Origin of the sequence: Roseateles sp. DAIF2 (assembly GCF_015624425.1) — a bacterium.
In the GTDB taxonomy this organism is placed as follows: Bacteria; Pseudomonadota; Gammaproteobacteria; order Burkholderiales; family Burkholderiaceae_C; genus Kinneretia.
In genome coordinates this window covers 5,302,895-5,323,495 of the sequence record NZ_CP049919.1, presented here as the reverse complement: position 1 = coordinate 5,323,495, position 20,601 = coordinate 5,302,895, and the positions used below count along the sequence as shown (strand labels likewise).

General features: G+C 68.7%; 15 protein-coding genes. 13 read left to right on the top strand and 2 right to left on the bottom strand.

Annotated elements, in window-relative coordinates:
* Positions 1–20 precede the first annotated feature (20 nt).
* On the top strand, positions 21–932 hold the full coding sequence (locus tag G8A07_RS24495) for a LysR family transcriptional regulator (RefSeq protein ID WP_195794526.1): 912 nt from the start codon (positions 21–23) through the stop codon (positions 930–932).
* Here the strand turns inward: G8A07_RS24495 and G8A07_RS24490 are convergent.
* Both G8A07_RS24490 and G8A07_RS24485 read right to left on the bottom strand, forming a co-directional pair.
* Positions 929–2,335, bottom strand: coding sequence for an ATP-binding protein (locus G8A07_RS24490; RefSeq protein ID WP_195794525.1), 1,407 nt, complete (start codon positions 2,333–2,335; stop codon positions 929–931). The two genes, G8A07_RS24495 and G8A07_RS24490, sit on opposite strands and share 4 nt — an antisense overlap.
* On the bottom strand, positions 2,332–2,994 hold the full coding sequence (locus G8A07_RS24485) for a response regulator transcription factor (protein ID WP_195794524.1): 663 nt from the start codon (positions 2,992–2,994) through the stop codon (positions 2,332–2,334). The genes G8A07_RS24490 and G8A07_RS24485 overlap by 4 nt, the downstream gene beginning before the upstream one ends.
* A gap of 119 nt (positions 2,995–3,113) precedes the next feature.
* Here G8A07_RS24485 and G8A07_RS24480 point away from each other — a divergent pair, with 119 nt between their 5' ends.
* The 12 genes from G8A07_RS24480 (at position 3,114) to G8A07_RS24425 (ending at position 20,530) form a co-directional block, all read left to right on the top strand.
* Positions 3,114–3,827 (top strand): chitinase, encoded by a 714-nt coding sequence (locus G8A07_RS24480; protein ID WP_195794523.1) that lies wholly within the window; start codon positions 3,114–3,116, stop codon positions 3,825–3,827.
* 40 nt (positions 3,828–3,867) lie between these two features.
* Positions 3,868–6,786 carry a TonB-dependent receptor gene (locus G8A07_RS24475; RefSeq protein WP_213086202.1) on the top strand — a complete coding sequence of 973 codons (2,919 nt, stop codon included), beginning with the start codon at positions 3,868–3,870 and terminating at the stop codon, positions 6,784–6,786.
* Between the two features lie 110 nt (positions 6,787–6,896).
* On the top strand, positions 6,897–8,069 hold the full coding sequence (locus G8A07_RS24470; protein ID WP_195794522.1) for a heparan-alpha-glucosaminide N-acetyltransferase domain-containing protein: 1,173 nt from the start codon (positions 6,897–6,899) through the stop codon (positions 8,067–8,069).
* A 116-nt stretch (positions 8,070–8,185) separates the two neighbouring features.
* Entirely contained in the window at positions 8,186–8,950 is a 765-nt protein-coding gene (locus G8A07_RS24465; protein WP_195794521.1) for a chitinase, read from the top strand.
* Between the two features lie 62 nt (positions 8,951–9,012).
* Positions 9,013–11,766 carry a TonB-dependent receptor gene (locus tag G8A07_RS24460; RefSeq protein ID WP_195794520.1) on the top strand — a complete coding sequence of 918 codons (2,754 nt, stop codon included), beginning with the start codon at positions 9,013–9,015 and terminating at the stop codon, positions 11,764–11,766.
* 509 nt (positions 11,767–12,275) lie between these two features.
* Positions 12,276–14,537: a beta-N-acetylhexosaminidase gene (locus G8A07_RS24455; protein ID WP_195794519.1), complete on the top strand. Its 2,262-nt coding sequence runs from the start codon at positions 12,276–12,278 to the stop codon at positions 14,535–14,537.
* Positions 14,525–15,781, top strand: a complete 1,257-nt coding sequence (locus G8A07_RS24450) for an ABC transporter substrate-binding protein (RefSeq protein WP_195794518.1) — start codon at positions 14,525–14,527, stop codon at positions 15,779–15,781. Before G8A07_RS24455 ends, G8A07_RS24450 begins: the two co-directional genes overlap by 13 nt.
* Positions 15,781–16,677, top strand: a complete 897-nt coding sequence (locus G8A07_RS24445) for a carbohydrate ABC transporter permease (RefSeq protein ID WP_195794517.1) — start codon at positions 15,781–15,783, stop codon at positions 16,675–16,677. The genes G8A07_RS24450 and G8A07_RS24445 overlap by 1 nt, the downstream gene beginning before the upstream one ends.
* Positions 16,667–17,485 carry a carbohydrate ABC transporter permease gene (locus G8A07_RS24440; protein ID WP_195794516.1) on the top strand — a complete coding sequence of 273 codons (819 nt, stop codon included), beginning with the start codon at positions 16,667–16,669 and terminating at the stop codon, positions 17,483–17,485. The genes G8A07_RS24445 and G8A07_RS24440 overlap by 11 nt, the downstream gene beginning before the upstream one ends.
* 16 nt (positions 17,486–17,501) lie before the next feature.
* A complete protein-coding gene (locus G8A07_RS24435; RefSeq protein ID WP_195794515.1) occupies positions 17,502–18,605 on the top strand; it encodes an ABC transporter ATP-binding protein in 1,104 nt (367 codons plus the stop codon).
* 16 nt (positions 18,606–18,621) lie between these two features.
* Complete coding sequence (locus G8A07_RS24430; RefSeq protein ID WP_195794514.1) at positions 18,622–19,803, top strand: lactonase family protein; 1,182 nt, start codon at positions 18,622–18,624, stop codon at positions 19,801–19,803.
* A 58-nt stretch (positions 19,804–19,861) separates the two neighbouring features.
* Entirely contained in the window at positions 19,862–20,530 is a 669-nt protein-coding gene (locus tag G8A07_RS24425) for a GntR family transcriptional regulator (protein ID WP_195794513.1), read from the top strand.
* The last annotated feature ends 71 nt before the right edge of the window (positions 20,531–20,601 follow it).

Sequence of the window (20,601 nt, the reverse complement as noted above, 5' to 3'; positions counted from 1 at the left end):
TCATTAATTCAGGAAAACTGATGAGAAGCCTGAACCTGGACCAGCTGCGCACCCTGATCGCGATCGCCGACCTGGGCAGCTTCGCCGCGGCGGCCCAGGCCCTGCACCTGGCGCCGCCCACCGTCAGCCTGCATATCAGCGAGCTGGAGGCGCGCCTGGGCGCGGCCCTGCTGCTGCGCGCCAAGCGCGGCGGTGCGCAGCCGACCGCGGCCGGCGCCGCCCTGGTGCAGCGCGGCCGCCAGCTGCTGCGCGATGCCGAGGAGGCCGAGGGCCTGGTGCGCCGCCATGCCCAGGGCCTGGCCGGCAAGGTGCGGCTGGGCACGGCCACCGGCGTCGTGGTCTACCTGCTGCCGCAGGTGCTGGAGCGGCTGGCGGCCGACTATCCGGAGATCGAGGTCGAGGTGCAGGTGCTCGGCTCGCTGGACACCCTGGCGCGGCTGGAGGCAGGCAGCCTGGACATCGGCCTGGTGGCGCAGCCGCTGGCGCCGCGGCCGGGCCTGAGCCTGCAGCCCTGGCGCAGCGATCCGATGATGGCCTTCCTGCCGCCGGGCTGGGAGGCGCCGGCCGTGATCGATCCGGCCTGGCTGGCGGCGCGGCCGCTGGTGTTCAACGACAACCGCACCCAGATGTACCGGCTGACGATGGCCTGGTTCGGCGCGGCCGGCTTCAGCCCCAGCGCGCGCATCGAGCTGAACTTCACCGAGGCGATGAAGAGCCTGGTGGCGGCCGGCTATGGCGCGGCGGTGCTGCCGCTGGAGCAGGCGGGCGGCGCGGCGGCCGCGCCGCACCAGCTGGCCGCGCATGAGCGCATCCAGATGCGGCCGCTGGACCCGCCGCTGACGCGCGAGCTGAGCATCGTGCACCGCCGGCGCGAGCTGCTGCCGCCCGGCGCGCAGGCGGTGCTGGAGGCGCTGGCGGCCTTCGGTGGCTAGGCGAAGCTGAGCTGGACCGACAGCCCGCGCCCGCCCAGCCCCGTGCCGAGGCTGATGCGGGCCTGGTGGCGCGCGGCCGCGCTCTCGACGATGGCCAGCCCGAGGCCGCTGCCGGCCTGGTCCTGGCCGGGCATGCGGTAGAAGCGCCGGAACACCTGCGGATGCAGCTCGGGCGGGATGCCCGGGCCCTCGTCGGCGACGCTGAGCAGGGCCGGCGTCTCGCCCTCGGCCGGCGTGATGCGCACCTCGACGCGGCTGTCGGGCGGCGAGTACTTGACCGCGTTGTCCAGCAGGTTGTCGATCAGCGCAGCCATGCTCTCTCGGTGCAGCGGCAGCTCGCAGCTTTCCGGCGCCAGCAGTTCCAGCTCGATGCCGCGCGCCAGCGCCAGCTGGCTGGACAGGGCCATGCGGTCGCCGACCAGCGCGACCAGGTCATGCGGGCGCAGCTGGCTGTCGTCGGCCGCGGCGCCGGAGCGTGCCAGCGACAGCAGCTGGTGCACCGTGTGGGTGGCGCGCTGCAGGCCTTCCTGCAGGCGCTCGCGCGCGGCGCCGCGGCGCGCCGGGTCGGGCGCGTCGAGCACGGCCTCGGCATTCAGCTGCATCACCGCCAGCGGCGTCTTCAGCTCATGCGCGGCATCGAGCAGAAACTCATGCTCGCGCTGGATGCGCTCGTTCAGCCGCGCCAGCAGGCGGTTCACCGCGCTGACCAGCGGTGCCAGCTCGCGGTAGGGGCTGGCGGGCAGCGGCGAGAGGTCGCTGGCCGAGCGGCCCTCGATCTGGCGGCCGATCTGGCGCAGCGGGCGCAGGCCGCGGCCCAGGATCAGCCAGGCCGGCAGCAGCAGCAGCGGGATGCTCAGCAGCAGCGGACGCGCGTAGTAGGACAGGCCGTGGAAGCTGAAATGCCAGGTGCCCGGCACCTCCTGCCAGCGCCGCAGCAGGATGCCGTGGCCGGGGTCCTGCACCTCGTGGTACAGCCATTCCGCGGTGTTGTGCAGCTTCGTGGTGTCGGGCGGGCGGCGGTCCTCGGCCAGGCCATGCGGGCCGGCCTGGTGGATCAGGCGGCCGTCGAGGAAGACCTGCAGCAGCACATGCGGCGCGCGGTAGCCGGTGTCCCACCAGCCGCCGCGGCGCAGCTGCTCGAGCCGGGTCAGCGAATCGGAGATCTGCTCGGCCGGCTTGTCGCGCAGCAGCTCGACCTGCAGCCGCACCTGGTCGGCCCATTGGCGGTTGTCGGCCTCGCCATAGCGCTTTTGCAGCACCTTGACGTCGTAGACCTCGCGCGCCATCAGGCCCAGCCAGACCAGGAACAGCACCAGCGCGAAGCCGCCCAGCATCAGGCCGAACAGCGAGCGGTGCGGCGCGGCGGCAACGGGCGGCGCCTCGGGCGCGGTGGCGCCGCTCATTCGCGCTCGACCATGTAGCCGACGCCGCGCACGGTGCGGATATAGCCGTCGCCGATCTTCTTGCGCAGGTTGAACATGTGCACGTCCAGCGCCTGGCCCTCGCTGTGCGGCAGCGCTCGGCTCTCCAGCTCGCGGCGCGTCATCACGCGGTCGGGATAGCGCATCAGCGTGTGCAGCAGCGCGAACTCGGTTTTGGACAGCGCGACCGGCGCGCCGGCGCGCGTCAGCACCATGCGGCGCTCGTCCAGCAGCAGGTCCTTGGCGCGCCAATGCACCTCGGCGCTGTCCTCGCTGGCCTGGCCGGAGCGGCGGATCACCGCGCGCAGTCTCGCCAGCAGCTCGGAGGCGACGAAGGGCTTGATCAGGTAGTCGTCGGCGCCGCCGTCCAGGCCGGACAGGCGGTCCTCGATGCTGTCGCGCGCGGTGATCACGAGGATGGGCAGCTGCCGGTGTGTGGTGCGGAAGTGACGCAGCAGATCCATGCCATTGCCGTCCGGCAGGCCCAGGTCCAGCAGCAGCGCATCGAAGGTGTCTTCCTGCACCCAGTAGCGCGCATCGGCCGCGCGTCGCACCCAGACCACTTCGTGACCGGAGTCCTGCAGCGCCGATTGCAGCGAGCGCCCCAGGGTCAGGTCGTCTTCCACCAAACAAACTCTCATGACAGCTTTTCCGTGCCGCGCCGCCGCCTTAAGCCGGCATTAATAAAGAATTTATCTAGCCTGAAGGAAGCGGCAGCGACAGTTGTTACCAGTTCAAAACCAATTGTGCTGTGCCCCCGATGAAGAGCATCTCCGCTGTTTCCCTGTGTCTGCTGCTGGGCGCTTGCGCCAGCGCACCGCCGGTCGCCAAAGCGCCCACCACGCAGGCCTTCATGCTGAGCCGGGCCCAGTTCGAGCAGCTGTTCCCGCAGCGCATTCCCTTCTACACCTACGAGGGCCTGGTGGCGGCCGCCTCGGCCTATCCGCGCTTCGCCAACAACGGCGATGCGCAGCGCGACCGCCAGGAGATGGCGGCCTTCCTGGCCAACCTGATGCAGGAGTCGGACAGCCTGCGTGCGGTGCGCGAGTACAACAAGGCCGCCTATGACCATTACTGCCGCCAGGGGCCGGGCGAGAGCTGCGCGCCGGGCCAGCAGTACTACGGACGCGGCCCGATCCAGCTGAGCTGGAACTACAACTACCTGCTCGCCGGCCAGGCCCTGGGCCTGGATCTCTGGGCCAATCCGGATCTGGTGGCGACCGACGCCACCGTCGCCTGGAAGACCGCGCTCTGGTACTGGATGGAGCGCCCCGGTCCCGCGCCGATGACGGCCCACGAGGCCATGCATCGCGGCATCGGCTTCGGCGGCACCATCCGCGCGATCAACGGCATCGTCGAATGCGACAAGCCCGGCGACGCCACCGCCGAGCGCCGCATCGCACGCCGCGTCGCCTTCTACACGCAGGCCGCGCGCGTCCTCGAAGTTCCTGTGGGCCCGAATCTGGGCTGCTAAAACCCATCGACAACAAGCAGTAGAACCAAGGAGATCGTCAGTGAGTAAGAAGAAGAGCAATGGTCGTCGTTGTACCGAGCAGCCCGGCCGCCCGGTGCGCCTGAGCGCCACCCATGCGGCGGTCTGCGCGCTGCTGGCGCTGAGCCTGCCGGCGCAGGCGCAGCAGCAGGCCCCGAAGAAGGACGAGGACGCGAAGAAGCTGGACACCGTCGTCGTCACCGGCATCCGCGCCAGCCTGCAGAAGGCGCTCGACGCCAAGCGCGAAGCCGACGCCATCATCGACGTCATCACCGCCGAGGACGTGGGCAAGCTGCCCGCCACCAACGTGGCCGAGGCGCTCACCACCCTGCCGGGCGTGACCGTCGACAAGGCCTTCGGCCAGGGCGAGAAGATCTCGATCCTCGGCACCGACCCGGCGCTGAACCGCACCCTGCTGAACGGCCAAGCCGTGGCCTCGGGCGACTGGTTCTTCTCCGAGCAGCAGGGCCGCACCTTCAACTACACCCTGCTGGCGCCGCAGCTGGTCAGCAAGGTCGAGGTCTACAAGTCGCCGGAAGCCTGGCTGGACGAGGGCTCGATCGGCGGCACGGTCAACATCACCACCCGCAAGCCGCTGGAGATGAAGAGCGGCCTGACCCTGTCCGGCACGGCGAGCTATCTCTACAACGACCGCAGCAAGAGCGGCAAGCCGACCATGTCGGGCCTGTTCGGCTGGAAGAACGAGGCCAAGACCTTCGGCGTGCTGCTGTCGGCGCAGAGCTCGGAGGAGCGCATCCGCCGCGACGGCATCGAGTCCTACGGCACCGTCACCGGCAATGACTACATGACCGGTCGCGAGAGCAACAACAACTCCATCACCACCACCTACACCGACTGGAGCACCAATCCACCGGGCGTCAAGCCGCCGAGCTGCGTGGGTGCTTGCGCGACCACGCTGAAGGCCAACCCGAACGCCGTGGCCCCCAATGCGATCAGCGCGCATTACTTCGACCAGACCCGCAAGCGCGACACCCTGTCGCTGTCGCTGCAGGCCAAGCCGCACGACAAGCTGGACCTCGAGTTCAACACGCTGAACATCAAGGCCAAGTACGACAACGTCACGCATTCGATGTTCGCCTTCAACGGCAACGTCTGGAACTCGCTGAACACGATGACCGACCTGACCGTGGACGGCGGCGTCATCACCAAGGCCGCGTTCCGCAATGCGCTGACCGTGTATGACCTGATCAACCGCCGCTCCCAGGTGGACACGGATTCCTACGACCTGAAGGGCACCTGGAAGGAGAAGAACTGGTTCGCCAAGTTCCACGCGGGCACCTCCAAGGCCACCGGCGGCACCGACCGCCAGGTGTTCGGCGAGTTCCTCAACAAGGCCAACTACAGCTATGACCTGACCGGGAAGGTGCCGGTGCTGAACTTCAGCGCCTACCAGACGGAGCGCGTGATGGAGGTCAACCCCTCCTTCACGCCGACCCACCAGGGCAGCCCCTTCACCGATCCGACGGCCTTCCGCCCGAACGGCGGCAACCCCAGTCCCTGGCACACCAATCCGCCGAACGCCAACAACTGGAGCGCGGGCTGGGGCGGCAATATCGTCAACAAGCCGAGCAAGGATGAGGAGAAGTACCTGCAGCTCGACTTCGGCGTGCAGTTCGAGGACTCGCCGTTCCATCAGGTGCGCTTCGGCGTCAAGCGTCGCGAGCACAGCACCAGCCAGCTGATGGCCGGCGTGGGGTTGGCCTCCATCCGGGGTTATGGCGATCCGACCGCGGCCGAGTTCAAGCCGCAGTCGATGCCGAGCAACTACCTGTCCGGCTTCGGCAATGTGGGTGGCCTGAGCAACCGCTTCATGGTCGACGGCTGGGCCCTGGGCGACTACATCAACAGCGGCAAGTGGCTGGCCCCGTGGCAGACCATGCCCGCGCCCAGCATCTTCAACGACTCGACCTACGCCACCAACACCTGGACGGTGGACGAGGATGTGAACGCGGGCTATGTGCAGGGCGACTTCAGCTACGGGAAGCTGCGCGGCAACGTCGGCGCGCGACTGGTGGAGACCACGTCGAACAGCATCGGCTGGAAGGCCTGCCGCAAGGCGACCGATCCCAACTGCCCGGATACGCGCGGCTACCTGACCACCAACGTCGAGAAGAAGTACCGCGACCTGCTGCCCAACCTCAACCTGACCTACGACTACAGCGACAGCCTGGTGCTGCGCAGCTCGGTGGCCAAGGTCATCTCGCGGCCGAACTACGGCGACATGTCCAACTACCTGTGGCTGAGCGACCAGACCCTGACGGGCGGCGGCGGCAACCCGGACCTGAAGCCCTACAAGTCCACCAACCTGGACTTCTCGGCCGAGTGGTACTTCGCCAAGAACGCCATCCTGGGCGGCACGGCCTTCTACAAGAAGGTGGACAACTACATCCTGACCAAGACCGAGAAGGAAACGCACTACAACCAGAACCAGACGAGGGACACGATTTACGACATCTCGCGCCCGGCCAATATGGGCTCCGCCACCATCAAGGGCTTCACGGCGGCGCTCCAGACCAACCTGGCCTACGGCTTCGGTGTGCAGACCAACTACACCTATGCCGATGCCAAGGCCGCCAGCGGCGCCCGCCTGCCGTTCAACTCCAAGCATCAGGTGACGTTCAGCCCGTTCTACGAGACCGATCGTTGGAGCGTGCGCACGACCTACTCCTGGCGCTCGAAGTACTACACCCAGGCCGACCGCGGCAACTACCTGGTCACCGACGACTATGACTCGCTGGAAGCCAGCGTCAACTTCAAGATCACCGATCAGCTGACCTTGGGGCTGGATGGCATGAACCTGCTGGACAGCGAGTACCGCTCCTACGCCGAGGTGCCGGGCGTGGCGAACACCGAGAAGCTGACCCGCGGCATCTACAAGACCGGCCGCCGCTACATGGCCACGCTGCGCTACTCTTACTGACGCAGACCGGCAACGCGCACGCGTTGCCCCGCCTGCCCCGCGACGGGCCTGGAATTCCAGGCCCGTTTTTGTCGTTTCCGGCGTCTTCGCCCTGCCTGCCGAGTCCCGCCATGTCTTTGAGTTCCGCATCCTGGCCGCGCCTGAGCGGCGAGCGCTGCCTCAGCATCGATGTGCTGCGCGCCCTGACCATCGTCGCGATGCTGCTGGTCAACCAGTGGCATGGCGTCAGCGGCGTGCCGCAGTGGCTGCGCCACTACCCGGCCGATGCCGACGCGATGAGCGTCGCCGACATCGTGTTCCCGTCCTTCCTGTTCATCGTCGGCATGTCCATCCCGCCGGCGCTGCAGGCGCGCCTGCCGCGCGGCCTCGGCGCGGTGCTGGGCAATGTGGCGCTGCGCTGGCTGGGCCTGCTGGTGCTGGGTGTGCTGATGGTCAGCACCGAGAGCGGCTCCTTTGCCGCGGCGGCGATGCCCCTGTCGATCCAGGCCTGGGCGGCGCTGAGCTGCCTGGGCTTCTTCCTGGTCTGGGGCTCGCTGTCGGGCGGTGCGGCGCTGGCCTGGCCCTGGCGCGCCGCGGGCGTCGCGCTGCTGATCGGGCTGGCCTGGGTCTGGCGCGGTGGTGCCGACGGAGGCGCGCGCATCGCGCCGCAATGGTGGGGCATCCTGGGCCTGATCGGCTGGGCCTATGGCATCGCCTGCCTGGCCTATCTGGCGCTGCGCGGGCGCCTGGTGCTGTTGCTGCTGGCGATGGGCGTGGTGCTGGCCTGGCGCATGCTGCTGCCGGGCTGGGGCGATGGCCATGCGGCCCATGCGCTGATCGTGCTGGCCGGCGCGGTGACCATGCTGCTGTTCTACGACCAGGGTTTGTCGCTGTCCCTGGCGCGGCGGCGCGCGCTGGCACTGGGCTTCGCGCTCGTGATGGCCCTGCTGGCGACCGGGCTGCGGCCCGCCTATCCGATCTCCAAGATCTACGCCTCGCCGAGCTGGATCCTGTACTGCTCGGCGCTCAGCGTGCTGGCCTTCTACGGCCTGCATGCCTGGCTGGATGTGGCGCGCCGCGGCATGCCCGGCTGGCGCTGGCTGGCACCGGTGGCGGCGCATCCGCTGCTGACCTATCTGCTGCCGTTTGCGATCGCCGCGCTGCTGCCGCTGCTGGGGCTGGCATGGCCGCCGCAGGCGCTGCAGCACGGCCTTGTTGGCGTGCTGGCCGGTTGCGTGTTCCTGCTGTTCGTGCTGTGGCTGGTGCGGGTGCTGGGTGCGCGCGGCGTGCGCCTGCGGGTCTAGTGATGTGATCAAAAACGGACCTTAAGCCGGCGTTAATCGAAGCTAGAGAATCCCTATAGCGCGGCACTGCGACAGTGGCGGCCTGATCAATCGGTCCGCCACCGGCCCCTGTCGCGATGAAGCAATACCTGACCCCGCTGTTCCCGCTGCTGGCCTCGCTGTCCATCGCCATCGCCCTGATGGCCTGCGCTGGGCCCGGCGAGCCCGAGCCCTCGGCCGCTGAGTCCAACAGCAGCGGCAGCAGCAGCAGCAGGGCCTTCACGCTCAGCCGGGCCCAGTTCGAGCAGCTGTTCCCGGATCGCATTCCCTTCTATACCTACGAGGGCCTGGTCGCGGCGGCCGTGGCCTATCCGGCGTTCGCGAACTCGGGCGACGTGCAGCGCGACCGCCAGGAGATGGCGGCCTTCCTGGCCAATCTGATGCAGGAGTCGGACAGCCTGCGCGCGGTGCGCGAGTACAACAAGGCGCTACACGACCAGTACTGCCGCCAGGGACCGAATGAGAGCTGCGCGCCGGGCCAGCAGTACTACGGCCGCGGTCCGATCCAGCTGAGCTGGAACTACAACTACCTGGCCGCCGGCAAGGCGCTGGGTCTGGATCTCTGGGGCAACCCGGAGCTGGTCGCGACCAATGCGACCGTCGCCTGGCAGACCGCGCTCTGGTACTGGATGTCGCAGACCGGTCCCAGTCTGATGACGCCGCACGAGGCCATCGGCCGCGGCGCCGGCTTCGGCGCCACGATCCGCGCGATCAACGGCGTGATCGAGTGCGACAAGCCCAACGACGCCCGAGCGCAGCGCCACCTCGCGGATCGGCTCGCGTACTACACCCGGACCACCCGGGTCCTCGATGTTCCGATGGGCCCGAACCTGGGCTGCTGAGGACGATCGGCCATCACATCACCGTGATCAACAACAAGCAGTAGAACAACAGGAGAACGTCAGTGAGCAGGAAGAAGATCAACAGCAGCAGTACCAACAAGCATCACCGCCCGAGCGCGACGCAACTGGCCGTGTTCGTCGTGCTGGCGATGAGCCAGGCGGCGTGGGCGCAGAGCGAGGCCGGCAAGGAAGCCGAGAAGAAGGAAAAGAGCGACAGGAACGAGTTGCCGCAGGTTGTCGTGACGGCAACACGCAGCAAGACGGATGTGATGAAGACACCGGTGGCCGTGTCAGCCATCAGCGGCGAAGACCTGGTGCGCGACAACATCAAGGAGATTCGCAATCTCAGCGGCGTGGTGCCGAACGTGCAGATCGGCCTCTCGCCATCCGACTCGGGTGTGCTGATGTCGATTCGCGGTATCAGCTCCTCTGCGTTCAGCGAGCTGGCTGACCCGGCCGTGGGCGTGCACGTGGATGGTGTCTACTCGCCGCGTCCGCAAGGCGCTTTAGCGCTGATGTTCGATGTGGAAAACGTCGAGGTGCTGCGTGGCGCGCAGGGCACGCTGTTCGGCCGCAACTCCACGGCAGGCGTCATCAACGTCAACCCCGCGAAGCCGGACTTCAAGTCCGACTACGGCTGGTCGTCGCTGCAACTTGGTAACTTCAACGGTCGCCAGTTCCGCAGCGTGTACAACAAGTCTCTCGGCGATAACTTTGCGCTGCGCGGCGCTGTCATGATCGACAAGCGTGATGGCTTCGTGCGGCAGCAGCGCGACCTGACGGACCGTGGCTTCCGCGTTTCCGACGGAAAGGGCGGCTATGTGTTGACGCCCAACGGCCGTCCCGATGTGGACCAGCGCCTCAACAAGGAGGTCAGCCGCGCGGACTCCTATGGCAACTCCGACCAATGGGCCGGCCGGCTGAGCGCGCGCTGGGCCATCTCGCCGCAGCTCGAATGGCAGGGCGCTTTCGACCGGTTCCAGAACAATGGGGCCGGAGAGATCCTGATGCGCGACTGCAAGATGGCAAAGGGAACGCCGCAGGACTGCGGCTCGATGGGGCAATGGGACGCCAAGATCAACACACCCGGCAAGGTGGACATGACGCTGGACAACTGGCGCAGTCTGTTGACCTGGAATATCACCCCAACCATCGATGTACAGCTGCGAACGGCCTACTCTGTACAGACGCGTCAGCAAGTTACCGACACCGATGGCGGCTTGCACCCGGCAGAGCAGTACATCCGTGTTATCAACCCCGCGACCCTACAGCTTGTCACGGTGCCGGGTACTTCGGCCAACCCGGTCGACGAGCGCTCAACCCATACCTTCGACTCCAAATTCCGCTCCACCGTTCATGAGCTGCAGCTGAAGCAGGAGGAGAAGAACTGGCGCTATGTCGTGGGCTTGTTCTCTCTGGCCGAGAAAAATTCCATTCTCTATGCCCTGAACGATGTGTCTGCCGGCAACTTGGGAAATCCGACGGCCCATCTGTATGACCAGCCCGATCGTCGCGTGAGTTCGCGTGCATTGTTTGCGCAGGGCGATCTGAAGGTGCTGCCAAAACTGACCGCTACGCTGGGCATCCGCCAAAGCTGGGATACCCGCGAGGACAAGGGCGGAACAACCAGTGAAAACTACGGTAGCGATGGACTCTTCTACTACAACGGCAAGTTCAAACCCGGTAGCAGTCCTGGCGTTCCCGGGCATAACGGCGATGACCTGACGATGGATATGGCTCCGTACTTGCCGATCAGCCAGATGCCAAATGTTGTCGTGGGTGGTGGAAAGCACAAGGCCAACTACAAGAACTTCAGCTACCGGCTCGGTCTGGGCTACGAGTTGGACAAGAACCAAATGGTCTATGCCTCGGTCGCCACTGCCTACCGGCCCGGTGGCTTCACGGACCGAACTGATCGTTGCAAGACCGGCATGCCGTGCATGGATCCAGCAATGGAGCCCAAGCGCATCTTCTTCCGGGATTACGACGAAGAGACCACGCGCAACTTTGAGTTGGGCTACAAGGGCAAACTCCTCGACAAGAAGCTGGATCTTGGCGTTACCGTCTTCAACACCGATTTCCGTGGCCTGCATTACACAGAAACCCAGACCTTTGGGGCCTATGTGGATACGTCAGGCAGAAGGTGTGCTGGATCGAGTTGGGACTCTGTTTCGATTGGTGGGGACAACTGCGCGCTGCGTGGTTGGATCACCACCAACATTGGAAAGTCGACCGTTCGCGGTATTGAGATCGACTACAAGGCCTTGCCGTGGAAGGGCGGCCTCCTGTCGGGCTATGTTTCGTTGCTGGATTCCAAGATCAAGGAATGGGCCGCCTACGACGATGGCTGGCTTTGTGGTGTTCGCACCGGCGATATCGCCTGCCCGCCCCGTTTGCCCAGTGGTGCCGGAAGTAATCCCGCAACCGCTGGTCTGCGGAATGTCGACATGCGCGGCAAGTCGCTGCCGCGCTCGCCGAAGTATTCGTTCTCGGTGAATTACTCGCATGAGTTTGGTCTGCCCAACGATCTGACCCTGACACCCACGGTCGGCTACCGTTGGCAGAGCCGCATGTTCCTGCGTGCGCTCAACCTGGATCACAAGAACTACGGCACCCAGCAGGACTCGTACGGCATGCTGAATGCGTCGGTCAAGCTGGCCGCCAATAGTGGCAAGTGGGATGTCGAGTTGTGGGGCACCAACCTGACTGACGAGCTGGTGAAGAATTGGCTGGACAACACCCGAGACGCCTCGGGGATTGCAGCCGGCTTCAATCCTCCACGGCAGTACGGCGTGCGCGCCACCTACTACTACTGATGGAGCGGGCGGCGGCCCTGCGAGGCCGCTTTCGCTCCCTTGCTTCGGTCGCGACCGGACTTTGCCTTTGATGCCCCGATCCCGCCGTGCTTTGCTGTTCGGCGCGAATTGGGGCATTTTTCCAGGAAGTCCCGCCGTTGCTGCTGCCGGGTGTCTCGGCGGCAAGGAGCCCGGCGTCGGTTCCGCGCCTTAAGCCGACCTTAATCCAACCTTGAGCCGGCCTGAAGCGCGGGGCTGCGACAGTGGCGACCTGTTTGCAAGGGAAAAGGTCGGCGGTCCTCTCCTGGATGAGGCGGTGGTCAATACCTGACCCCATCGGGGCCAGAGGCCTCGCTGCGCGAGGGACGGAACGGCCCGACGATCGTGATTGATGAAGATGAAGGAAAAGCCGGCATGCGGACCATCCTCCGGCCCCTGTGCGGCGATGGAGACGTATTGAGATGACTGGTCGAGACGGAGGAGGAGGAACAAGGGGAGAGGCCGCGCCCATCGCAACCCTTCCGCCCCTGATGCCCTGGCCCCGCCGCGTGCAGCTGCTGCAGCAGCTGGCGGGACATCGAAGCGGCAGGCATGCGCCCGGCGCCGCGCTGGGCGACTTCCTGGTCACCCGCCCGCAGCCGCCCGGTCCGCGCCTGCAGCGCGCGATCGAGCGCCTCGGCCTGTCCGCCCTGCCGCTGGCCCTGAGCCTGGACCAGCCCGACGATGGCGCGCCGCCGCTGCCCGGCATGAACGAGGGCTACCGCCTGCAGATCGACGCGGCGCGCGGCGAATCGACGGTCGAGCTGCGCGCGCACAGCGTGTTCGGCGCCCTGCGCGGATTGGAGACCCTGCGCCAGCTGCGCGACCTGACGCCCTCCGGCCAACCGCTGCCCGCGCTGAAGATCGACGATGCCCCGCGCTTTCCCTGGCGCGGCCTGCTGCTCGACTGCGCGCGGCGCTATCTGCCGCTGGACGCGCTGAAGCGCCAGCTGGACGGCATGGCCGCGGCCAAGCTCAATGTGCTGCACTGGCATTTGACCGACGACCAGGCTTGGCGTCTGGCCTCGACGCGCTATCCGCGCCTGCAGAGCCATGCCAATGCCGACGGCTGCTGCTACACGCTGGACGAGGCGCGCCAGCTGGTCGCTTATGCCGCCGAGCGCGGCATCCGCGTCGTGCCGGAGCTGGACGTGCCCGGTCACACCACCGCGCTGGGCGCGGCCCATCCCGAGTTGTTCAGCGCGCCGGGGCCCTACCAGCCGGAGCGCGGCTTCGGCGTGTTCAAGCCCTGTCTGGATCCGCGCAAGCCGGAGGTCTACGAGTTCCTCGAACACATCGTCGCCGAATGGGCGGCGGTGTTTCCCGATCCCTGTCTGCACATCGGCGGCGACGAGGTCGAGCCGACGCATTGGCGTGAAGCGCTGGGCCTGGACCCGCAGGTCGCCCATGCGGCCTTCAACGCCCGCCTGGCCGCGATCCTGGCGCACCATGGCAAACGCCTGGTCGGCTGGGATGAGGTCGGCGAGGGCGAGGCTGCGGGTCTTGCGCCGGCCGAGCTGCTGCTGCAGTCCTGGCGCGGGCCGGACCATCTGCAGCGCCTGGCGCGGCGCGGCCATCCGGTGCTGCTGTCGGCCGGCTTCTACCTGGACCAGCCGCAGGCCAGCGCCTTCCACTGGCGCCGGCCCATCGTCGCGGACCCCGCGCCGCTGCCAGCCGGCCGGCCCAGCCAGGGCTGGCAGCTGGAGATTGCCCTGCCGGTGATGACCCTGCGCGCGCGGCTGCTGCTGTGGGACAAGGAGGCGGGCGCCTGCCTGGTCTTTGACCAGCAGGCGCCGCTGGCTTGCCGGGTCGAGCCCTCTCCGGATGGGGAAGGCGAGCTGCGCCTGGCGCTCGACACCTGGATGGGCGAGACCCGCGCCGTGCTGCGCCGGGCGGGGGCGGAGGGCGGCCTGTCGGGCCATCTGCGCATCGGCAATGTGCGCTATGCCGCCACCGGCACCCCGCTGCCGGACGAGCCGGCCGCGCCGCCGCCGGCCCCGGCCTGGGATGCGGAGAGCGCCGCGCGCGTGCAGGGCGGCGAGGCCGCGCTGTGGGCCGAGCTGGTCGGCCCGGAGCAACTGGATCTGCGCCTGTGGCCGCGCCTGTTCGCGGTGGCCGAGCGCTTCTGGTCGCCATTGCCGGATGAGGATGGTGGCGACGAGGCCGATCTGTACCGCCGCCTGGACCAGATCTCGGCCTGGTCGGTGCAGGCCCTGGGCCTGCACCACGAGGCCCAGCGGCTCGAGGGCCTGCGCCGTCTGATCAACGAGGCATCGTCGTCGCAGCGCTTCGAGCTGCTGCAGCGCTTCGCGGCGCTGCTGGAGCCGGGCCAGTACTACGCGCGCCAGCACAGCAAGAAGGCCGCCGGCCGCTACCACCTGGACGAGCCGCTGAACCGCCTGGCCGACACCCTGCCGGCCGAGAACCGGGCCATGCAAGACCTGGCACGCGCGCCGCTGGCCGACCCGCAGCGCTGGCGGGCTTTGCTGGGCCAGATCCAGGCCGACCAGCCGGCGCTGCTGGCGCTGCTGGAAGCCACGCCCGGGCTGCAGGCCTTGCGCCCGCTGGCCGTCCATCTGCCGGCGCTGTGCGCGCTGGGGCTGGAGCTGCTGGATCGCGAGGCGCTGGACGGCTACGCCATCGACGCGGCGCGGCACCGGCTGGACGCCGCCAGCACGATGGTGGACGAGGTGGTGCTGGCCCTGGCGCCGGCGCTGGAACAACTGCTGGAGGCTCGCTTATGCGCTGCCTGAGCCCGCGGGCCACCGGGTTGCCGGCCCTGTTGTCGATGTTGCTGCTGCTGGCGCCGCCGACCCTGCGCGCCCAGCCGCTGGATTTCCTGCATTGGTGGACCGCCGGCAGCGAGGCCCAGACCCTGGCCGAACTGCGCCGCACCGCGCTGGCGGCCGGTGTGCGCTGGCAGGAATCGCCGGTGGCCGGCGCTGGCAATGCCAACACCCTGCTGAAGACCCGCTTCCTGTCCGGCAACCCGCCGGCCCTGGCTCAGCTGGACAAGGCGGTCTCGGTCTGGGGCGAGGTGGTGCCGCTGGCCGACCTGAGCGGCGTGGCCGAAGCGCAGCGCTGGGGCCAGGTCTTGCCGCCCGAGATCGCGCGGGAGCTGCGGTTCCGCGGCAAGGTGGCCGCGGTGCCGATCAATGTGCACCGGCTCAACACCCTGTGGAGCAACCGCGCGCTGCTGCAGCGCCATGGCCTGGCGGTACCGCGCAGCTGGGACGAGTTCTTCGCCGTGGCCGACAAGCTGCAGGCCGCCGGCGTGCTGCCGCTGGCGATCGGCGGCTCGGCCGGCCAGAAGTTCAGCGTGTTCGCCAATGTCGTGCTGGGGCAGGGCGGGGCGGACTTCTTCCAGCGCGCTCTGGTGCAGCGCGATGCCGCGCTGATCGGCGGGCCGCAGATGCTCGGGATGCTGCGCGACTTCAAGCGCATCAAGCGCTATACCGATGCCGGGCAGGCCGGGCGCGACTGGTCGGTCGCGACCGCGCTGGTGATCCAGGGCCGCGCCGCGATGCAGTTCACCGGCGACTGGGCCAATGGCGAATTCCAGAAGGCCGGCCTGAGCGCCGGACGTGATTTCGAATGCAGCCCGGCGCCGGGCCATGGCGGCGAGGGCAGCGCGGGCCTGCATTACTTCGAGTTCGACCGCATCCTGTTCTTCCAGCCCGCCAACGCCAAGCAGGCCGATGAGCAGCGCCGCCTGGCCGCCGCGCTGATGCAGCGCGAGGCCTCGACGCGTTTCGCGCGCCTGAAGGGCGGCATCCCGGTGCGCAGCGATGCGGAGCTGGGCGGCTTCAATGCCTGCGCCCGCCAGTCCTCGGCGGATTTCCGCAGCGGGACGCGCGTGCTGGCGCTGGGCGCGCAGCTGCCCGAGGCCAGCTACGGCGCGATCCGCGACGTGGTCTCGGCCTTCTGGGCCAGCGACAAGATGACGGCCGAGCAGGCGCAGGCGCGCCTGATCAAGGCCGCGCGGGTGGTGGATTGATGACGACGACGACCAGCGCCCTGCGGCGCTACCTGGACCGGCCGGAGCTGCTGCTGCTGCCCTCGCTGGCCATCGGCCTGCTGTTCTTCTACGGCTTCATGCTGTGGACCGGCTGGCTCTCGATGACCCGTTCCAGCCTGCTGCCCAGCAACGAGTTCGTCGGCCTGCTGCAGTATCAGCGCCTGTTTCTAGATGAGCGCTGGCTGCATGCGCTGGGCAATCTGCTGCGCTTCGCCGGCCTGTTCGTCGCGATCCCGCTGCTGCTTGGCCTGGCCCTGGCCATCCTGCTGGACCAGAAGCTGCGCGCGGAAGGCGCGCTGCGCCTGATCTATCTGCACCCGATGGCGCTGTCCCTGATCGTCACCGGCACCGTCTGGCGCTGGCTGCTCGATCCCGAACTGGGCCTGGCCCAGGGTGTGCGGCAGCTGGGTTTCGCGAGCTTCAGGCTCGACTGGCTGGCCGACGAGGAGATGGCGCTCTACACCCTGGTGATCGCCGCGGTCTGGCAGATCACCGGCTTCGTGATGGCGGTGTTCCTGGCCGGGCTGCGCGCGGTGGACGACGCGGTGCTGCAGGCCGCGCGGCTGGACGGTGCCAGCGGCTTCACCCTGTACCGCCGCATCGTGCTGCCGACCTTGGGCCCGAGCCTGTTCTCGGCCCTGCTGGTGCTGCTGCCGGCCGCGATCAAGAGCTTCGACCTGGTGGTCGCGCTGACCGATGGCGGCCCGGGGCAGTCCAGCGAGCTGCCGGCGCTGTATATGTTCCAGATGGCCTTCGAGCGCAGCCGCCTGGGCCTGGGCGCGGCCAGCTCGATGGTGATGCTGATGATGGTGCTGGCGATCGCGATTCCTTACGCCTACGCACGCGGACGAAAGGGGCGCGGCCATGATGCTTAAGCGCAGCCTGATCTATGCCCTGCTGGCGCTGTTCGCGCTGTACTTCGCGCTGCCGCTCGCCTTCATGCTGCTGAACTCGCTGAAGAGCTCGGCCGAGCTGCGCGACGGCGCCTTCCTGGCCTGGCCGCGCGCGCCCGAGCTGTCGGCCTGGCGCGCCGCCTGGGACGCTTTAGGCGGCAGCTTCGTCAACAGCCTGCTGCTGGCGGTGCCGGTCGTGACCCTGTCCAGCCTGCTGGCGGCGCTGAACGGCTTCATCCTGTGCAAGTTCCGCTTCCGCGGCAGCGAGCTGGTCTTCATCGGCCTGCTGGTCGCGCTGTTCCTGCCGATCAAGGTCTATCTGCTGCCGCTGGCGATCAGCCTCGCGAAGCTGGGCCTGGGCAAGTCGCTGGGCGTGCTGATCGCGATCCATGTGATCTACAGCCTGCCGCTGGCCCTGTTCTTCCGCAACCATTACCTGGGCTTCCCGGACGAGCTGCTGCGCGCCGCGCGCATCGATGGCGCGGGCTTCTGGGCCCTGTTCCTGCGCATCGTGCTGCCGCTGTCCAAGCCGGTGTTCGTCGTGGTCGTGATCCTGCAGTTCACGACGATCTGGAACGAGTACCTGTTCGGCCTGGTGTTCACCGAGGCCGACGGCCGGCCGATCACCGCCGCGCTGGCCCAGCTGGGCGCGACCGGCGAGGGCGGCGTGCGCGACTACAACGTCGAGATGGCCGCGGCCCTGCTGGCCGCGCTGCCGACCCTGGCGGTCTATCTGCTGGCCGGCAAGCATTTCACGCGCGGCCTGGTGGCGGGCGCTGTCAAGGGATGAAAATGAGAACGAAACGATGACGGGTCTGGCAGTCAAGAACCTCAGCAAGGGCTTCGGTTCCCTGGCGGTGCTGAAGAACATCGAGCTGGAGATCGCCGAGGGCGAGTTCCTGATCCTGGTCGGGCCCTCGGGCTGCGGCAAGTCCACCCTGCTGAGCCTGATCGCGGGGCTGGAGCGGCCGGACGCGGGCGAGATCCATATCGCCGGCAAGCGCAGCGAGCACCTGAGCCCGCAGGAGCGCGACATCGCGATGGTGTTCCAGAGCTATGCGCTCTACCCGAACATGACGGTGGCGCAGAACCTCGGCTTCGGCCTGGAGATGCGCAAGGTGCCGCGCCCCGAGCGCGAGGCCATGGTCGCGCGCGTGGCCGAGATGCTGCAGCTGACCCCGCTGCTGTCGCGCCGCCCCGGCCAGCTCTCCGGCGGCCAGCGCCAGCGCGTTGCGATGGGGCGCGCGCTGGCGCGCCAGCCCAAGGTCTTCCTGTTCGACGAGCCGCTGTCCAACCTGGATGCCAAGCTGCGCGTCGAGATGCGCGCCGAGATCAAGCTGCTGCACCAGCGCCTGAAGACCACCGCGGTCTATGTGACGCATGACCAGGTCGAGGCCATGACCCTGGGCCACAAGATCGCGGTGATGAAGGACGGCGAGATCCAGCAGTTCGGCACCCCCGACGAGATCTACCAGCGCCCGGCCAATCTCTTCGTCGCCGGCTTCATGGGCGCGCCGGCGATCAACATCCTGCGCGCGCGCATCGTGGTGGAGGAGGGCGTGCCGCTGCTGCGCCTGGCCCAGGAGGGCTCGCGCCTGCGCCTGCCGCTGGCCAATGCGCGCCTGGCCGCCTGGGCCGGCCGCGAGGTGCTGCTGGGCCTGCGGCCGGAGCACATCGTCAACGCGCGCGGCGAGGCCGTGCCCGAGGGCGGCCTGCGTTTTCGCGCGCCGGTGGAGCTGGTCGAGCCGACCGGCGCCGACACCTATGTGGTCGCCTCGCTGGACGGCCAGCGCCTGACCTGCCGCGTCCAGCCCAGCTGCCCGGCCGTGGTCGGCGAGCCGATGTGGCTGGACGTGCTGCCGCACGAGCCCTCGCTGTTCGACCCCAGCACCGGCCTGCGCCTGGGCTGACACAATGGGCCCCGCCATGCACCGTCGCCATGCCCTGCTGACCCTCGCCGCCCTGCCCATGAGCTCGATCGCCTCCGCCGCTGCCTCCGCCCACCCCACGCTGGTCTATGTCGGCAGCTATGGCCCCAAGGGCCGCGGCATCCATCGCTTCGCGCTCGACCCGGCCAGCGGTGCGCTGCAGGAGCAAGGCCTGACCCCCAGCAGCGCCAACCCCAGCTGGCTGGCGCTGGATGCGGGCGGGCGGCGCCTGTACAGCGCCAACGAGGGCGCCGGCACGGTCGGCGCCTATGCGGTGGGGCCGGACGGCGCGCTGGCGCCGCTGGCCGCGGCCGAGGCCGGCGGTGCCGGTCCGGTGCATCTGAGCCTGCATCCGGCGGGCCGGCATCTGTTCGTCGCCAACTACGGCGCGGGCAATGCCGCGGTGCTGCCGCTGGACGCCGAGGGCCGCCCCGGCGCGCCGCTGGAGCGGCAGGCCGCGCCGCCGACCGAGCGCCCCCTGCATGGCGCCCGCGTCGCGGCGCTGGCGCCGCCGGGCAGCTTCGCGATCAGCGGCCATGAGGCCTCGCATGTGCACATGGCCGCGCCCGACCCGAGCGGGCGCTTCCTGGTCGCGACCGACCTGGGCCGCGACCTGCTGCTGGTCTGGCCCTTCGACGCCGCCACCGGCCGGCTCGGCCGGCCGCAGACGAGCGCGGTCTCGGCCGGCGCCGGGCCGCGCCATTTCGCCTTCCACCCGACGCGGCCCGAGCTCTGCTATGCGCTCAACGAGGAGGCCTCGACCCTGGCCTGGCTGCGCCTGGATGCGCGCGAGGGCCGGCTGCTGCCGCTGGGCGAGGAGATCAGCACCCTGCCGGCCGGCTTCAAGGGCACCAGCTTCGCCTCCGGCCTCTTGATCGCGCCGGACGGGCGGCGCCTGTACGCGCTGAACCGCCTGCACGACAGCATTGCCAGCTTCGAGCTCGATGCGGCCGACGGCCGGCCGCGCCAGCGCGGCATCGAATGGACCCGCGGCTCGTATCCGCGCAGCCTGGGCCTGGACCCGAGCGGGCGCTGGCTGATCGTCTGCAACGAGCGCAGCGACCATCTGGCCGTGTTCCGCCGCGAGGCCGATGGCGCGCTGCGCTTCGCCGATCAGTACGCGGCGGTCGGCAGCCCGGCGGCGCTGGCCTTCCTGCCGGGCGCGCCCACCGCGTCTTAATGCGCCCTTAATCGGATCTTGACGCGCCCTGAAGCCGGCCTCGGCGACAGTGGAGCGCATGATGAACAACAGCAGTACTGCCCTCTACCCCGACGAAGGCCTCTACCAGCGCCTGGCCCAGCAGCTGCAGGCCGCGCTCAGCGCGGGCCGCTGGCCCAGCGGCCTGCCTTCCGAACGCAAGCTCTCCGACAGCCTGGCGGTGTCGCGCCACGCGGCGCGCAAGGCGCTGGACCTGCTGTGCCAGCGCGGCCTGCTGGAGCGCCGGCGCGGCTCCGGCACCTATCCGGTCGACGCGGCCTGGCCGGTGCCGGAGCGCTGGCTGCAGCGCGAGACCGGCCTGGCCGATGCCGACGAGCTGCTGAGCCTGGGCCTGTCGCCCGGCAGCGCGGTGGCACGGCTGCAATGGCTGCGCGGCGATGCCGACGGCGCCCTGCTGCTGGAGAGCCATTGCCTGAGCCGGACCCTGCTGCCCTATCCCGAGGCGATGCAGAGCCTGGACCTGGACACGCACCTGGCCGCGCTGGACCAGGCGCCGGTGCGCCGCCTGCAGCGCCTGCGCGCCTGCAACGCGACGCCCGAGCAGGCGCGCCTGCTGGGCCTGAAGCCGGGCGACGCGCTGCTGGGCACCCGCACGCTCAGCTACGGCCGCCATGGCCAGGTGCTGCTGCTGGGCGAGCGCCTGCAGGCCGGCGCGACGCCGGGACTGATGCTGGAGCTGGAGATCTGAGCGCAGCCTTAAGCCAGCCTTTGAAGAGCCTTGAGCCGGGCTGAAAACCCGCCTGCGACAGTGCGACCATC

Excerpts from the sequence above, each read along its gene's own strand:
- G8A07_RS24495 (WP_195794526.1), top strand. The coding sequence starts at position 21 with ATGAGAAGCCTGAACCTGGACCAGCTGCGCACCCTGATCGCGATCGCC.
- G8A07_RS24490 (WP_195794525.1), bottom strand. The coding sequence starts at position 2,335 with ATGAGCGGCGCCACCGCGCCCGAGGCGCCGCCCGTTGCCGCCGCGCCG.
- G8A07_RS24485 (WP_195794524.1), bottom strand. The coding sequence starts at position 2,994 with ATGAGAGTTTGTTTGGTGGAAGACGACCTGACCCTGGGGCGCTCGCTG.
- G8A07_RS24480 (WP_195794523.1), top strand. The coding sequence starts at position 3,114 with ATGAAGAGCATCTCCGCTGTTTCCCTGTGTCTGCTGCTGGGCGCTTGC.
- G8A07_RS24470 (WP_195794522.1), top strand. The coding sequence starts at position 6,897 with ATGTCTTTGAGTTCCGCATCCTGGCCGCGCCTGAGCGGCGAGCGCTGC.
- G8A07_RS24465 (WP_195794521.1), top strand. The coding sequence starts at position 8,186 with ATGAAGCAATACCTGACCCCGCTGTTCCCGCTGCTGGCCTCGCTGTCC.
- G8A07_RS24455 (WP_195794519.1), top strand. The coding sequence starts at position 12,276 with ATGCCCTGGCCCCGCCGCGTGCAGCTGCTGCAGCAGCTGGCGGGACAT.
- G8A07_RS24450 (WP_195794518.1), top strand. The coding sequence starts at position 14,525 with ATGCGCTGCCTGAGCCCGCGGGCCACCGGGTTGCCGGCCCTGTTGTCG.
- G8A07_RS24445 (WP_195794517.1), top strand. The coding sequence starts at position 15,781 with ATGACGACGACGACCAGCGCCCTGCGGCGCTACCTGGACCGGCCGGAG.
- G8A07_RS24440 (WP_195794516.1), top strand. The coding sequence starts at position 16,667 with ATGATGCTTAAGCGCAGCCTGATCTATGCCCTGCTGGCGCTGTTCGCG.
- G8A07_RS24435 (WP_195794515.1), top strand. The coding sequence starts at position 17,502 with ATGACGGGTCTGGCAGTCAAGAACCTCAGCAAGGGCTTCGGTTCCCTG.
- G8A07_RS24430 (WP_195794514.1), top strand. The coding sequence starts at position 18,622 with ATGCACCGTCGCCATGCCCTGCTGACCCTCGCCGCCCTGCCCATGAGC.
- G8A07_RS24425 (WP_195794513.1), top strand. The coding sequence starts at position 19,862 with ATGATGAACAACAGCAGTACTGCCCTCTACCCCGACGAAGGCCTCTAC.